The organism is Vibrio sinaloensis DSM 21326 (genome assembly GCF_000189275.1).
GTDB lineage: Bacteria > Pseudomonadota > Gammaproteobacteria > Enterobacterales > Vibrionaceae > Vibrio > Vibrio sinaloensis.
Genome location: NZ_AEVT01000016.1, coordinates 97,484 through 111,658 on the forward strand (window position 1 = coordinate 97,484; position 14,175 = coordinate 111,658).

A 14,175-nucleotide genomic window follows, 5' to 3' on the forward strand; every position below is an offset into this window, starting at 1 on the left:
GGGATCTCTAACAAGATCGCCTTAACTATAAGGATTGACCGGTTGTGTTTGTTGCTAGGGTCAACAGACCCTATGCGTGTTCGATCGCGATCGTTTGTAGCTGATAGCCCGCTTGGCGGTAGATTTTATATCTTTCTCGCGCCAGTTGCTTGGCTTTTTCTTCGCAAGGGACGAAGTCTACCACCTCAGCAAACTTGTTCGCAAAGGTTGTATTATTTTCCGCCAAATTTATTACCAGTTGTCGATTCCAAGAAGGTTTGACTGACTGATGGCCTATTTCTATGTTTGTCGCATACCTTGGCCCTTCTCCGACCAAGTTGTGGGCCATGTATTCACTAGGTTCGACCTGCCAAAAATGCTCGGCTAATTGCTCTGCGTGTGTTTTGTCGTGACAGTTAATATAGACCTTGGCGCCTTGCTTGGCGAAATGGCGAACCAAAAACAGCACATAGGCATCAAATCCATCCGCACTCGCTTGGGGCGAATCAGGATTGACGATGTAGAAGGTTGCGTTTGCCATAGTTCAGCTCAATATTGTGGAAAACAAAAAAGGGCCTTACGGCCCTTTTTAACTGTGTGAGGATTATTCCTCAGTTTCTTGGCCACTGCGGTTAAGCAGGAATTGGACAAGCATTGAGACTGGGCGGCCTGTTGAGCCTTTCGCTGCACCTGATTTCCACGCAGTGCCTGCGATATCGATGTGTGCCCAGTGGTATTTCTTAGCGAATTTAGACAGGAAGCAGCCTGCAGTGATAGTGCCACCAGGACGACCACCAATGTTTGCCATATCAGCAAACGGGCTCTTCAATTGCTCATGGTATTCGTCTGCCATTGGAAGACGCCATGCGCGGTCACTTGCTTGCTCAGAAGCGTTGATCAGCTCGTGAGACAGCGGATTGTGGTTTGAGATAACGCCGCTGATGTGGTGACCAAGTGCGATAACACAAGCACCGGTTAGGGTCGCTACATCGACAACACACTCTGGCTCGTAACGCTCTACGTAAGTGAGAGCATCACACAGCACTAGGCGACCTTCTGCATCCGTGTTCAATACCTCTACAGTTTGACCAGACATGGTAGTGAGAATGTCACCTGGACGGTAAGCATTGCTGCCCGGCATGTTTTCACAGCCCGCAAGGATAGCCACGACGTTAATTGGCAGGTTCAATTTTGCCAGTGCCTTCATGGTACCGAATACAGATGCAGCACCACACATGTCGTACTTCATCTCATCCATACCATCACCAGGTTTTAGAGAGATACCGCCTGAATCGAAGGTTAGACCTTTACCCACTAGGACAATTGGTTTTGCTTCTGGATCTGGGTTGCCCTTGTACTCCATGATAGACATCATAGATTCGTTCTTAGAACCACGACCAACCGCAAGGTATGAAGTCATACCCAGTTTTTCCATCTCTTGCTCACCAATGATCTTGGTGGTTACCGTCTCATAGTCATCCGCTAGACGACGAGCTTGAGAGGCTAGGTAAGCAGGGTTTGCGATGTTTGGTGGCATATTGCCGAGGTCTTTCGATGCTTTCACACCAGAAGAAATAGCAAGACCGTGTGCAATCGCCTTCTCGCCTAGGTTAAGTTCACGACGCGTAGGTACGTTGAATACCAGCTTGCGTAGTGGGCGGCGAGTTTCTGGCTTAACACTCTTGAATTGATCAAAGGTGTACAGACCATCTTTTGTTGCTTCAACGGCTTGACGCACTTTCCAGTAAGTGTCGCGACCTTTAACGTGCAGCTCGGTTAGGAAACATACCGCTTCCATAGAACCTGTTTCGTTAAGAGTGTTGATTGTTTTTTGAATGATCTCTTTGTATTGGCGCTCGCCAAGCTCACGCTCTTTACCACAACCAACAAGCAGCACTCGCTCTGAAAGCACACCAGGTACTTGATGAAGCAGTAGCATCTGCCCTGGTTTACCTTCTAGGTCACCACGGCGAAGTAGTGAACTGATATAGCCATCGCTGATTTTGTCGAGTTGCTCAGCGACCGGAGAAAGACGGCGTGGTTCAAACACACCTACAACGATACATGCGCTGCGCTGTTTCTCAGGGCTGCCACTCTTTACACTGAACTCCATGCGTACTCCTACATCCTGAAGACAAATAGAACTAAATGTTAGATAATGCCGTCTTACTTGTTGATTCCTTACTCGGAACTACTCTTAAATAAGTGCGCTAACAGTTAGCCAAAAAATTTAAAAATAAAAGGTTCAACGGGAAATTATAGTGATTCAATTAAAAAAACAAGTTTTGTATAGGTAATTTCAGCGTGATTATTGTTAGATATTTGATCCGCGAGACACTCAAAAGCCAATTAGCGATATTTTTTGTGCTTTTGCTCGTCTTTATCAGTCAGACTTTTATTAAAGTGTTAGGAGATGCGACTGACGGTGATATTCCCGCTCGGCTGATATTGGCTATCGTAGGTTTGAACATCCCACAGATGGGATTACTGATGCTGCCGATGAGTCTTTATCTCGGTATCTTGCTCACTTTTGGCCGTTTGTACAGCGAAAGTGAAATCACAGTAATGAATGCGACGGGAATGGGCAGTAAGTTCCTGATTCGCGCTGCGATGTCCCTGGCATTTATTACAACAGCGTTAGCGGCTTTCAACACTTTGTATTTAGCTCCGTGGAGCCAAGAGAGAGAGGCGCAACTCATTGAACAAGTGGCAGCTGAGAGCAGTGTCGACTTGCTTAAAGCGGGCCAGTTTCAGCGCACACCAGATGGTTCGTCTGTGGTGTTCATCGACTCTATCAAGGACAATCAGCTCAATAACGTCTTCGTTGCTCAACTGCGCCCACGCGATGCGATCTTACCAAGTGTCATGTTCTCTAACTCAGGAGAGGTCAAGGAGCACTCGGATGGTCGCCAAATGATTGTGATGCATGATGGGACACGTTATGAAGGCATTCCCACTCGACTCGACTATATGGTGACTGAGTTTGAGCAATACAGTGGTTTGATTGGTCAGCGTGAAGTTGAAGCGAAACGCCGAGGCTGGGGAGCGGTACCAACGCTTGACCTGATCGAAAGTTCGGATCTTTCTGCCAAGGCTGAGCTGCAGTGGCGCATTTCCTTGTTTGTGTGTATCCCACTGCTAACCATGTTGGTGGTGCCACTTTCTGCGGTCAACCCTCGTCAGGGGCGTTTTGCGAAAATGGGGCCAGCAATCCTTGCATACTTTGTTTACTTTATCTCAATATCGACCACGAAATCAGCGATTGAAGATGGCAATATCCCTGCCGCAATTGGTATGTGGCCAATCAATTTCGCTTTGTTGGTCGCCGCTATTACGGTGAACTTTATGGATAGCGTTCCAGTACGACGCATGAAAGACAAATTTAGACAACGTAAGGTGTCGTAGCACGTGTTTAAGATTCTAGATCTCTATATTGGCCGAACCATTATCGCCACCACTACCATGGTACTCGCCACCTTGATTGGCTTGTCGGGTATTATTCGTTTCGTCGAGCAATTGCGAAGTGTTGGACGAGGCAGTTATGACTTGTTACACGCATTTTACTTTGTGGTGCTAGGGGTTCCGCGTGATATCGAAATGTTCTTTGCCATGTCGGCTTTGCTTGGCGCCTTGATTGGTTTAGGGATGCTGGCATCGAGCTCTGAGCTGGTGGTCATGCAAGCTTCTGGTTACTCGAAACTGGATATTGGCATCTCTGTGTTGAAAACGGCCGTGCCTTTAATGTTGATCATCATGTTGCTGGGTGAGTGGGGCGCGCCTCAGGCACAAAAAATGGCGCGAGAGTTGCGCTCATTTTCAATCTCTGGAGGGCAGATCGTGTCCGTCAGGGCAGGGGTATGGGCTCGGGATGCTGACGACTTTATTTTTATAGGCAAAGTGGAAGATGACAACCTCTATGGCCTGAAAGTGTGGCGCTTTGACGAAGATAAGAAGCTTTACCAAGTCCTTTTTGCACCTGAAGCGGATTATCAAGGCAACAACCAGTGGTTGCTCAAAGATACTCAAATCACTGATATGGCCGACCGAGTAGAGTTAGCCAAGTCGACTGTACGAGAATATAACTGGCACACCACTTTGGTACCGGACAAGTTAGCAGTGGTAAAAGTGGAGCCAGAAGAGCTGGCGATGAGTGGCCTTTATGATTACGTCACCTACCTGAAAGAGTCGGAGCAGGATTCGTCACGCTATGAGCTGGCCTTGTGGCGTAAGGTTACCCAACCGTTCTCCATTGCCGTTATGATGCTGATGGCGTTGTCGTTCGTATTTGGCCCACTACGCAGTGTCAGTATGGGGGCAAGAATCTTGTCCGGTGTGGTGGCGGGATTCACTTTCTATATTTCCAGTGAGTTTTTTGGCCCTCTCACCTTAGTGTATGGTATTCCACCAGTGTTTGGTGCCATCATGCCAAGTATCGTGTTCTTAACGATTGCGATACTCTTGTTGAGAAGAAAGCTTTAATAAAAAAGGCTGCCGATGAAGGCAGCCTTTTTTACTTCTCAACCTGTAAGCAATATCAACTAGAGTAGCTTCTTCAAACGGTAAAGTTCTTCGAGTGCTTGGCGCGGAGTGAGATCATCAGGGTCAATGTTTGCCAGTGCTTCTTCAACTTCACTTGGCTCAGGAATTAGGCTCAATTGATTGGCAATGTCCACTGCTGGGCCAGAAGCAGAAGAGGATTCATTCTGGCCGATTAACTCAAGTTGAGTCAGTTTAGCGCGAGCATTTTTAATCACACTTTTTGGTACGCCCGCTAAGCCTGCCACGGCCAGGCCGTAAGATTTGCTCGCGGCACCTTCTTGAACGGCGTGCATGAACGCAATGCTGTCTCCATGTTCAACGGCATCGAGGTGGACGTTAGCCAAATGTGGAATTTGATTCGGTAACTCAGTCAATTCGAAGTAGTGCGTCGCAAATAGGGTCATAGAGCCGAGCTCTTTGGCAAGCCACTCAGCGCTTGCCCAAGCTAATGACAGGCCATCATAAGTACTGGTTCCGCGACCGATTTCATCCATCAATACCAAGCTGTTCGACGTGGCATTGTGGAGGATGTTGGCTGTCTCTGTCATCTCTACCATAAACGTTGAGCGACCAGAGGCTAAGTCATCAGACGCCCCGATACGAGTAAATATTCGATCGATAGAGCCAATTTGCGCCGCTTCTGCTGGTACATATGAACCGATATGAGCCATAAGTGCAATCAGAGCGGTTTGACGCATATAGGTAGATTTACCACCCATGTTCGGACCTGTGATGATCAACATCTTGCGTGCGGGGTTTAGCTCAATTGGGTTGGCGATGAAAGGCTCGTCCATCACTTGCTCTACCACAGGGTGGCGACCCGATTGAATATGAATGCCCGCTTCTTTCGTGAGCGTTGGTCGGCAGTAATCTAGACTATCGGCTCGCTCAGCTAAGTTTTGCAGTACATCAATTTGAGATACCGCAGAGGCTAAGTTTTGCATCTGCTCTAAATGAGGCAACAACAAATCGAACAGTTCTTCCCACAACTGCTTCTCAAGTGCTAGCGCTTTGGATTTTGAGTTGAGCACTTTGTCTTCGTGCTCTTTTAATTCAGGGATTATGTAACGCTCAGCGTTTTTCAATGTTTGGCGGCGAACATAATGAGGTGGAACCAAATGGCTCTGTCCGCGACTCACTTGAATAAAGAAGCCGTGCACATTGTTATAACCTACTTTTAGGCTGTCGATGCCGTGACGTTCACGCTCATCTTGCTCAAGTTTTTCTAAATATTCTGTTGCACCATCGGCCAGCTTACGCCATTCATCTAACTCCGCGTTATAGCCTTCGGCGATGACACCTCCATCTCGAATGACCACTGGCGGGTTTTCTTTGATTGCTTGCTCAAGTAGTTCACACACTTCGTCCATTGGCGCGGCGTACTTGGCTAGCTGAGATAGGTAGGAGTGATTGAGGCTCCCCATTAATTCTGAGAGTTCAGGGAGTTGCTGCATTGCATAGCGAAGTCTTGCCATGTCGCGTGGGCGAGCACTGCGCAGCGCAAGGCGGGCTAAAATGCGTTCGATATCACCAATTTGTTTTAACACTGGATGCAGATCCGCAAACAGTGCCGCTTCTTTCAGTTCTGAAATCGCATCAAGACGGTGATTTAAGGTGTCAATATCGCGCATTGGCTGATGCAGCCAACGTTTTAGCATACGGCTGCCCATAGCGGTTGCACTGTGATCGAGCACTTGGGCAAGGGTATTGTCGGTACCACCCGCTAAGTTCTGGGTAATCTCTAGATTACGGCGCGTTGCTGCATCCAAAATCACGGAATGGTCTTGGCGATCGTAAGTGAGTGAACGAATATGAGGCAGGGCGGTACGTTGGGTATCTTTGACGTATTGGATTAAGCAGCCAGCAGCACATAGGCCTAACTTGGCATGCTCGACCCCAAAACCAACCAGATCGCGCGTGCCGAACTGTTGGTTAAGCTGCTGTTTAGCCGTGTCGATTTCAAATTCCCACACTGGTCGGCGGCGATTGCCATTGCGTGATGACATCAAGTGTACTGGCTCAAAATCTTCCGGGAATAACAACTCTCGCGGGGCAGTACGTTGTAGCTCTGCAGCCATTGCCTCTTCGGTTTCAGGCTCCATTAGTTGGAAGCGGCCTGAAGTGACATCTAAAGTCGCGTAACCAAACTTACCGTCATGGTGATAGATGGCAGCAATTAAGTTGTCGATACGCTCAGAGAGCAGTGCTTCATCAGTCACTGTCCCAGGTGTAACAATACGCACTACCGCACGCTCTACAGGGCCTTTACTTGTCGCTGGATCTCCGATTTGTTCACAAATGGCCACCGATTCACCAAGCTGAACAAGTTTGGCTAAATAGCCTTCTACGGCATGAAACGGAACCCCAGCCATTGGAATCGGTTCACCAGCCGATGCGCCACGTTTTGTCAGAGAGATATCCAACAGCTGTGATGCGCGCTTGGCATCATCATAAAAAAGCTCGTAGAAATCACCCATTCGATAGAACAGCAAGATATCCGGGTTCTCAGCTTTCAACTTGAGATATTGCTGCATCATGGGTGTGTGTTTTTGTTCAGCTTTCACAGGTAAGATCTTTTGTTTATTTCTATTGCGGCTTAGGATACGTGAATCATCATTGAGCGAAAAGACACAAAAGGTATTTAGATATGGAATCGACCCAAAACCTTTCTCAGCAACTCGGGGCTTTAATGTTGGAACAACAAAAGGTGCTAACAACCGCAGAGTCTTGCACAGGTGGCGGTATTTCTGCGGCGGTGACCGATGTTGCAGGTAGCTCAGCTTGGTTCGATCGCGCATTTATTACCTACAGCAATGAAGCCAAAATGGAGATGCTTGGCGTTCGCGCTGAAACTCTGGACAAGTACGGAGCGGTGAGCGAGTCAACCGTTCACGAAATGGTACAAGGGGCTTTACGGCACTCTCGCGCGAACATCGCTGTCTCGGTTAGCGGTATTGCGGGTCCTGGCGGCGGCAGCGCAGAGAAACCGGTTGGCACCGTATGCTTTGCTTGGGCTGACAGTGACGGCTGGTTGAAGGTCGCAAGCTACCATTTTGCTGGCGACCGTAACTCGGTACGTCAACAGGCTGTTGAAGTGGCACAAAAGGTACTGTATGAAAAGCTATCAAATTCGTAGTATTGGTTAAGTTATAAAATAGTTTTAAATAAAATCAGATAGATAGCGATAAAATCTAAAAAAAATCCATACAGGTGTAGACACTGTATGAATCAACAGTATAATGGCTTTCATTGATTGTTCAGCAATGCAAGCTGAATGGAAGAATTTGATTGATATTCATCGGCATAAGATGAGTCATTTGGAGAAAGTGATGGACGAGAACAAACAGAAAGCGCTCGCCGCTGCGCTAGGTCAGATTGAAAAGCAATTCGGTAAAGGTTCAATCATGCGCCTTGGTGATAACCGCGCAATGGACGTAGAAACAATCTCTACTGGCTCACTTTCTCTTGATATCGCTCTCGGTGCTGGTGGCCTCCCAATGGGTCGTATCGTAGAAATCTATGGTCCAGAATCATCAGGTAAAACAACGCTAACTCTTGAGTGTATTGCAGCAGCTCAAAAGCAAGGTAAAACTTGTGCCTTTATCGATGCTGAGCACGCACTTGATCCTGTGTATGCAAAGAAACTAGGCGTAGATATCGACGCACTACTTGTTTCTCAGCCTGATACGGGTGAGCAAGCTCTTGAGATTTGTGATGCATTGGCTCGTTCAGGTGCCATTGACGTTATGGTTGTCGACTCGGTAGCTGCATTGACGCCAAAAGCTGAAATTGAAGGTGAAATGGGCGATAGCCACATGGGTCTTCAAGCTCGTATGCTTTCTCAAGCTATGCGTAAGCTTACTGGTAACTTAAAGCAGTCTAACTGTATGTGTATCTTCATCAACCAAATCCGTATGAAGATTGGTGTAATGTTTGGTAACCCAGAAACAACAACAGGTGGTAATGCACTTAAGTTCTACGCTTCTGTTCGTCTTGATATTCGCCGTACAGGCTCTATCAAAGAAGGAGACGAAGTGGTGGGTAACGAAACTCGCATCAAAGTAGTCAAGAACAAAATTGCGGCACCATTTAAGCAAGCTGAAACGCAGATTCTTTACGGCGCAGGCTTTAACCGCGAAGGTGAGCTAATCGACCTAGGCGTGAAGCATAAGCTTGTTGAAAAAGCCGGTGCTTGGTACAGCTACAACGGCGACAAAATTGGTCAAGGTAAAGCGAATGCTGGCAAGTTCTTACGTGAGAACCCGCAAGCGGCACAAGCGATCGATGCGAAATTACGTGAAATGCTACTTTCACCCGCTGAAGTTCAGCCAGACGATGCTGAGTTAGGTGAAATGCCAGAACAAGAGTTATAAACTCGCTCACTGCTGATTCTCTAAGCCCTGCTTATGCGGGGCTTTGTTGTATTTAGAATTTGAAAAATTAGTTGCCTATGTTTCAAAGAAAACCGCCCACTTTGTCGAGTAAAGAAGCGGCCATCCAGTTGCTGAGTCGTCGCGACCATGGCGAGTACGAGCTTTATCAGAAATTAAGTTCAAAAGGCTATGACGACGACGCTATCCAAGAAGCGGTTAATTTCTGCTTAGATCATCATTACCTCGATGACCTTCGTTTTGCAAAAAGCCAAATCAGACAGCATGTGTATAAAGGTCATGGTGAAAGGCGAATTCGCCAAGAGCTTAAGCAGAAACGAGTCACGGAATCTGTGATTGAAAAGGCGTTCGAAGAAGAGCCTCAAGACTGGTTTGAGTTAGCGAAACATGCCGCGGAGAAGAAATTTAAAGGAATTGAAGCTAAAGACCAAAAAGAGTACGCCAAACAGGTACGTTTTCTCCAATATCGAGGCTACAGCTTTGAGCAAATCAACTACGCTCTAAGCTCTGAAAACGAGGAGTAGAGGTAAATAACTCCGCGATTATAGGATTTGCCTCGATTTAACATATCAATGAGCTCTTTTCTGCGAGAAAACTAGTCGTAGCGCTAACCATGATCTACAATAGCGCAAAATTCTAACTCGACTATTTTCAGGAAGAGCTGCATGTACATGAGCACTGATGAGGTTCGTAACGCGTTCCTCAAGTTCTTTGAAAGCAAAGGACACCAAATCGTAGACAGTTCATCGTTGGTTCCACATAACGATCCAACCCTGCTATTTACTAACGCAGGTATGAACCAATTTAAAGATTGCTTTTTAGGCGCAGAGAAGCGTGCCTACACTCGAGCAACTACGGCTCAGCGTTGTGTACGTGCGGGTGGTAAACATAACGATCTTGAGAACGTTGGCTTCACAGCTCGTCACCATACTTTCTTTGAAATGCTAGGCAACTTCAGCTTTGGTGATTACTTCAAAGAAGACGCGATTGCTTTTGCTTGGGAGTTTCTAACAGAAACGCTGCAGCTACCGAAAGACCGTCTATTAGTTACTGTTTATGAAACCGATGATGAAGCTTTTGATATCTGGAACAAAAAAGTAGGTGTTCCTGCTGATCGTATCGTTCGAATCGGCGATAAAGAAGGCGGTAAGCAGTTCGAATCAGATAACTTCTGGACGATGGGTGATACAGGTCCATGTGGTCCATGTACTGAAATTTTCTACGATCACGGTGAGCACATTTGGGGTGGACGTCCTGGTACTCCTGAAGAAGACGGCGACCGCTTCATCGAGATCTGGAACAACGTATTCATGCAATTTAACCGTCATGCCGATGGCACGATGGAACCTCTTCCTAAGCCTGCTGTTGATACCGGTATGGGCATCGAGCGTATCTCTGCAATTATGCAAGGCGTTCACTCAAACTACGAAATAGACGTATTCCAAAAGCTTATCAAAGCGACCGCGGAAATTGTTGGTCACGAAGACCTTTCAAACCAATCGCTACGCGTTATTGCTGACCACATCCGTTCTTGTTCATTCTTAATCGCCGATGGCGTAATGCCTTCAAACGAAGGTCGCGGTTACGTACTACGCCGTATTATTCGTCGTGCAGTTCGTCACGGTAACAAGTTAGGCGCGCAAGGCGTATTCTTCCACAAACTTGTTGGTGTGCTTGCTGAGGTAATGGGCAGCGCGGGCGAAGAGCTTAAGAAGCAACAAGCAGTGGTCGAAAAAGTACTTCGCATCGAAGAAGAAAACTTTGGTCGTACTCTCGAGCGTGGCATGGTTATCCTTAATGAAGCTCTGGATGCTCTTGAAGGTAAAGAACTTGATGGTGAAACCGTCTTCAAACTTTACGATACGTACGGATTCCCTGCTGATTTGACTAACGATGTGGCTCGTGAACGCGAATTCACCATCGACGAAGAAGGTTTCGAGAAAGCGATGGAAGAGCAGCGTCAGCGCGCTCGTGAAGCAGGTCAATTTGGTACTGATTACAACGCGACGATTAAAACTGAAGAGCAAACCGAGTTTTGTGGCTACACAGGTACGCAAGGCAAGAGCAACGTGGCTGAAATCTTCGTGGAAGGCGAGGCGGCTGGCTCTCTTTCAGCTGGCGACAAAGCGATCATCATCCTTGGTGAAACGCCATTCTACGCTGAATCGGGCGGTCAGTGCGGTGACGCAGGTGTTCTCAAAACCGAATCTGGAGTGTTTAAAGTAGAAGACACTCAAAAACTAGGTAACGCAATTGCACACCACGGTGTTCTTGCGGAAGGTGTGCTAGCGAAAGGCGACGATGTTGAGGCCGTTGTTGATGCAGAGCGTCGCGCTGCTATTTCTCTAAACCACTCGGCGACGCACCTGCTACATGCCGCATTGCGTAAAGTACTGGGTGAGCATGTTACTCAGAAAGGCTCTTTGGTTAAGCCTGAGAACCTACGTTTTGACTTCTCACATCTAGAAGCCGTTACTCCAGCTGAACTGAAAGAAGTTGAGCGTCTCGTTAACGCACAAGTTCGTCACAACCATGTGATAGAAACTAACGTTATGGACATTGAGTCTGCTAAGCAGAAGGGCGCAATGGCTCTATTCGGTGAGAAGTACGATGATGAAGTTCGCGTACTGTCTATGGGTGAGTTTTCTACTGAATTGTGTGGTGGTATTCACGCCTCTAATACAGGTGACATTGGTCTATTTAAGATCACATCTGAAGGTGGTATCGCTGCTGGTATTCGTCGTATCGAAGCCGTGACTGGAGAAGCGGCTCTTGACGCGATTGAAGCGCAACAAGCTAAATATGAAGAGAAGCTTGCAGAGTCGGCATCGAAAGCGAAGTCACTTGAAAAAGAAATCCAGAAGCTGAAAGACAAGATGGCTGCTGCTGAAAGCGCAAACATCATGGGTAAAGCTCAGGAAATCAACGGCGTTAAGGTTCTCGTTGCGGGTATGGAAGGGGCTGATAGCAAAAACCTGCGTACCATGGTTGATGATATTAAGAACCAAATGGGCAGCGGCGTTGTCATGCTGGCTAACGTTAATGATGGCAAGATTGGCCTGATTGCGGGTGTCACTAAAGATCTTATCGGCAAAGTGAAGGCGGGTGACTTAGTTAAGATGGTCGCTGAACAAGTCGGCGGTAAAGGCGGCGGTCGTCCAGATATGGCGCAAGCCGGTGGTAGTGATGTTGATGCGCTTCCAGCCGCGATTCAATCTGTTCAGCCGTGGCTAGAAGAACGTCTATAACGGTTAAAACAATATCAACGCTCAATCAGTTTATTGATTGAGCGTAATTTAACTATGCTAACCAAGTGGTTTAATTGACACGCGAAAAGTGGTCAAGTAAACCACTTGTTTTTTGTTGTAACTACTGCAAGCAATGTTCAATCTATTGCGTGTAGTACCAATGAGACTTTGGTCTTGGGAAGGTGAAGACTGGTGAAAAAGCCCCTTATCGTGCAAAAGTTTGGTGGAACGTCGGTAGGCTCAATTGAGCGAATCCATACGGTCGCTGAACACATCATAAAGGCGAAAAATGATGGTAATCAAGTTGTTGTAGTTGTATCTGCAATGTCAGGTGAAACTAACAGGCTGATGGACTTAGCTACGCAGGTGGACAGCGTTCCTGCTGCTCGAGAACTTGATGTTTTGCTCTCTGCTGGTGAACAAGTGTCGATGGCACTGCTTGCGATGACTCTGATGAAATTGGGGTACTCGGCACGTTCACTTACCGGAGCACAAGCGAATATTGTGACAGACAATCAACACAATGACGCGACGATTAAACACATTGATACTAAAGTGATTGAAGATCTCTTAGCCCAAGATCAGATAGTGATAGTGGCTGGATTCCAAGGTATCAATGAAAATGGGGATATTACCACCTTAGGCCGTGGCGGTTCAGATACCAGTGCTGTGACACTCGCTGGGGCACTTAAGGCTGATGAATGTCAGATCTTTACTGATGTCGACGGTATCTACACTTGCGATCCTCGAATTGTCGCTTCGGCGCAAAAGCTGGAAGTGATTGATTTTCCTTCGATGGAAGAGATGGCTCGGAAAGGCGCGAAAGTGCTTCATCTACCCTCAGTGCAGTATGCTTGGCGGCACAATGTACCTTTGCGCGTGCTGTCTACCTTTGATACCAATAAAGGCAGCTTGGTTAAAGGGGAAGAGTGCCAAAGCCCAGTGTGTGGCGTGGCCATTCAACGAGATATGTGCTTGATCAAGGCTGAAAAAGAGTCCCTGTCAGGTTTGAAGAAACAGTGCCAAATGTTAGGCATAACGATTTGGAATGTGATCGAGCATGCAGAATGGATAGGTGTGGTGATAAAACATGATGCTTATGCCAAGCTTGAACTAGTTTTCAGCGAGAAAATCCGTAATAGTGAATCGGTAAGTCTATTGACGGCTGTCGGTCTTCATGTCGAAGGGTTAGTAGAAAAGTCTTATGCATTGCTAACAGAACAAGGTATTGCTGTCGAGCATTATGCCGTTAATCCTCAGTCGCTTATGTTGGTCCTGTTACCAGAATGTGTCGACAAAGCGGCTAACATACTGCATGATGCATACATAACTTCTGCAGAGGCGATCGATTGTCTGCAAAAACATGCCTTTTTAGGCTAGATTCGAGTCACAATAGAGTTTACGAAAATATAACTTTTGTTGGATAATAGCCTTGTAGCAAGATAAATCAGAGAGATTACTCAAGGAGCACAGAATGCTAATTTTAACTCGCCGCGTTGGCGAAACTCTAATGATCGGTGATGAAGTAACAGTAACAGTACTAGGCGTTAAAGGTAACCAAGTACGTATCGGCGTAAATGCTCCGAAAGAAGTGTCTGTTCACCGCGAAGAAATCTACATGCGCATTCAGGCAGAAAAAGGTAATGGTAACGTTGCTTCTGGTAACTACTAATTACACAGAAAGGCTGGCAAATATTGTCAGCCTTTTTTGTTGTAAATAAGGGCATATTTTTAGCAAAAAGAGCGAATTAACACCGCTTTGATTAAATAGCCAACGGTTGGAAAAGTTTTTGCTAATTTTGCCAAGAAAATGTTTGACATATTTTCGGTAAATCGTAATATGTGCCTCCGCAAGACGGTGAGGTGGCCGAGAGGCTGAAGGCGCTCCCCTGCTAAGGGAGTATACGGTTTGTAGCCGTATCGAGGGTTCGAATCCCTCCCTCACCGCCATTCTTGCTTCTTCTTTTGAAGAGCTTTAAAACATCTTTCTTTAGCAAGAAAGTACAGCGCGTCCTTAG

The 14,175-nt window shown here is 46.8% G+C and carries 11 protein-coding genes and 1 tRNA gene; 9 read left to right on the plus strand and 3 right to left on the minus strand.

The window, feature by feature from the left end:
• Nucleotides 1-70: 70 nt before the first annotated feature.
• Together RH45_RS03265 and pepA are read right to left on the minus strand one after the other, a co-directional pair.
• A complete protein-coding gene (locus RH45_RS03265; RefSeq protein ID WP_008073807.1) occupies nucleotides 71-520 on the minus strand; it encodes a DNA polymerase III subunit chi in 450 nt (149 codons plus the stop codon).
• A 63-nt stretch (nucleotides 521-583) separates the two neighbouring features.
• Nucleotides 584-2,092: a leucyl aminopeptidase gene (pepA, locus tag RH45_RS03270; RefSeq protein ID WP_008073809.1), complete on the minus strand. Its 1,509-nt coding sequence runs from the start codon at nucleotides 2,090-2,092 to the stop codon at nucleotides 584-586.
• A 191-nt stretch (nucleotides 2,093-2,283) separates the two neighbouring features.
• On the opposite strand from pepA, the gene lptF reads away from it, so the two are divergent.
• Both lptF and lptG read left to right on the plus strand, forming a co-directional pair.
• Nucleotides 2,284-3,384 (plus strand): LPS export ABC transporter permease LptF, encoded by a 1,101-nt coding sequence (gene lptF, locus RH45_RS03275; RefSeq protein ID WP_008073811.1) that lies wholly within the window; start codon nucleotides 2,284-2,286, stop codon nucleotides 3,382-3,384.
• Between the two features lie 3 nt (nucleotides 3,385-3,387).
• Nucleotides 3,388-4,458: an LPS export ABC transporter permease LptG gene (gene lptG, locus RH45_RS03280; protein ID WP_008073812.1), complete on the plus strand. Its 1,071-nt coding sequence runs from the start codon at nucleotides 3,388-3,390 to the stop codon at nucleotides 4,456-4,458.
• Between the two features lie 59 nt (nucleotides 4,459-4,517).
• On the opposite strand, the gene mutS is transcribed toward lptG, so the two are convergent.
• Nucleotides 4,518-7,082 carry a DNA mismatch repair protein MutS gene (gene mutS / locus RH45_RS03285; protein WP_008073814.1) on the minus strand — a complete coding sequence of 855 codons (2,565 nt, stop codon included), beginning with the start codon at nucleotides 7,080-7,082 and terminating at the stop codon, nucleotides 4,518-4,520.
• Between the two features lie 83 nt (nucleotides 7,083-7,165).
• Here mutS and pncC point away from each other — a divergent pair, with 83 nt between their 5' ends.
• From pncC to RH45_RS03320, 7 genes are all read left to right on the plus strand, one after another.
• Nucleotides 7,166-7,654, plus strand: coding sequence for a nicotinamide-nucleotide amidase (gene pncC, locus RH45_RS03290; protein ID WP_008073816.1), 489 nt, complete (start codon nucleotides 7,166-7,168; stop codon nucleotides 7,652-7,654).
• Nucleotides 7,655-7,847: 193 nt separating this feature from the next.
• On the plus strand, nucleotides 7,848-8,891 hold the full coding sequence (gene recA / locus RH45_RS03295) for a recombinase RecA (RefSeq protein WP_004747283.1): 1,044 nt from the start codon (nucleotides 7,848-7,850) through the stop codon (nucleotides 8,889-8,891).
• Nucleotides 8,892-8,968: 77 nt separating this feature from the next.
• Entirely contained in the window at nucleotides 8,969-9,433 is a 465-nt protein-coding gene (gene recX / locus RH45_RS03300; protein ID WP_008073824.1) for a recombination regulator RecX, read from the plus strand.
• 141 nt (nucleotides 9,434-9,574) lie between these two features.
• The gene (gene alaS, locus RH45_RS03305) at nucleotides 9,575-12,157 is read left to right on the plus strand and encodes an alanine--tRNA ligase (protein WP_008073825.1); all 2,583 of its coding nucleotides are present in this window, start codon (nucleotides 9,575-9,577) and stop codon (nucleotides 12,155-12,157) included.
• Between the two features lie 192 nt (nucleotides 12,158-12,349).
• Entirely contained in the window at nucleotides 12,350-13,537 is a 1,188-nt protein-coding gene (locus RH45_RS03310) for an aspartate kinase (protein WP_008073826.1), read from the plus strand.
• Between the two features lie 94 nt (nucleotides 13,538-13,631).
• Nucleotides 13,632-13,829, plus strand: coding sequence for a carbon storage regulator CsrA (gene csrA, locus RH45_RS03315; RefSeq protein WP_004415691.1), 198 nt, complete (start codon nucleotides 13,632-13,634; stop codon nucleotides 13,827-13,829).
• A gap of 185 nt (nucleotides 13,830-14,014) precedes the next feature.
• Nucleotides 14,015-14,107 (plus strand) — tRNA-Ser (locus RH45_RS03320).
• Nucleotides 14,108-14,175: the final 68 nt, after the last annotated feature.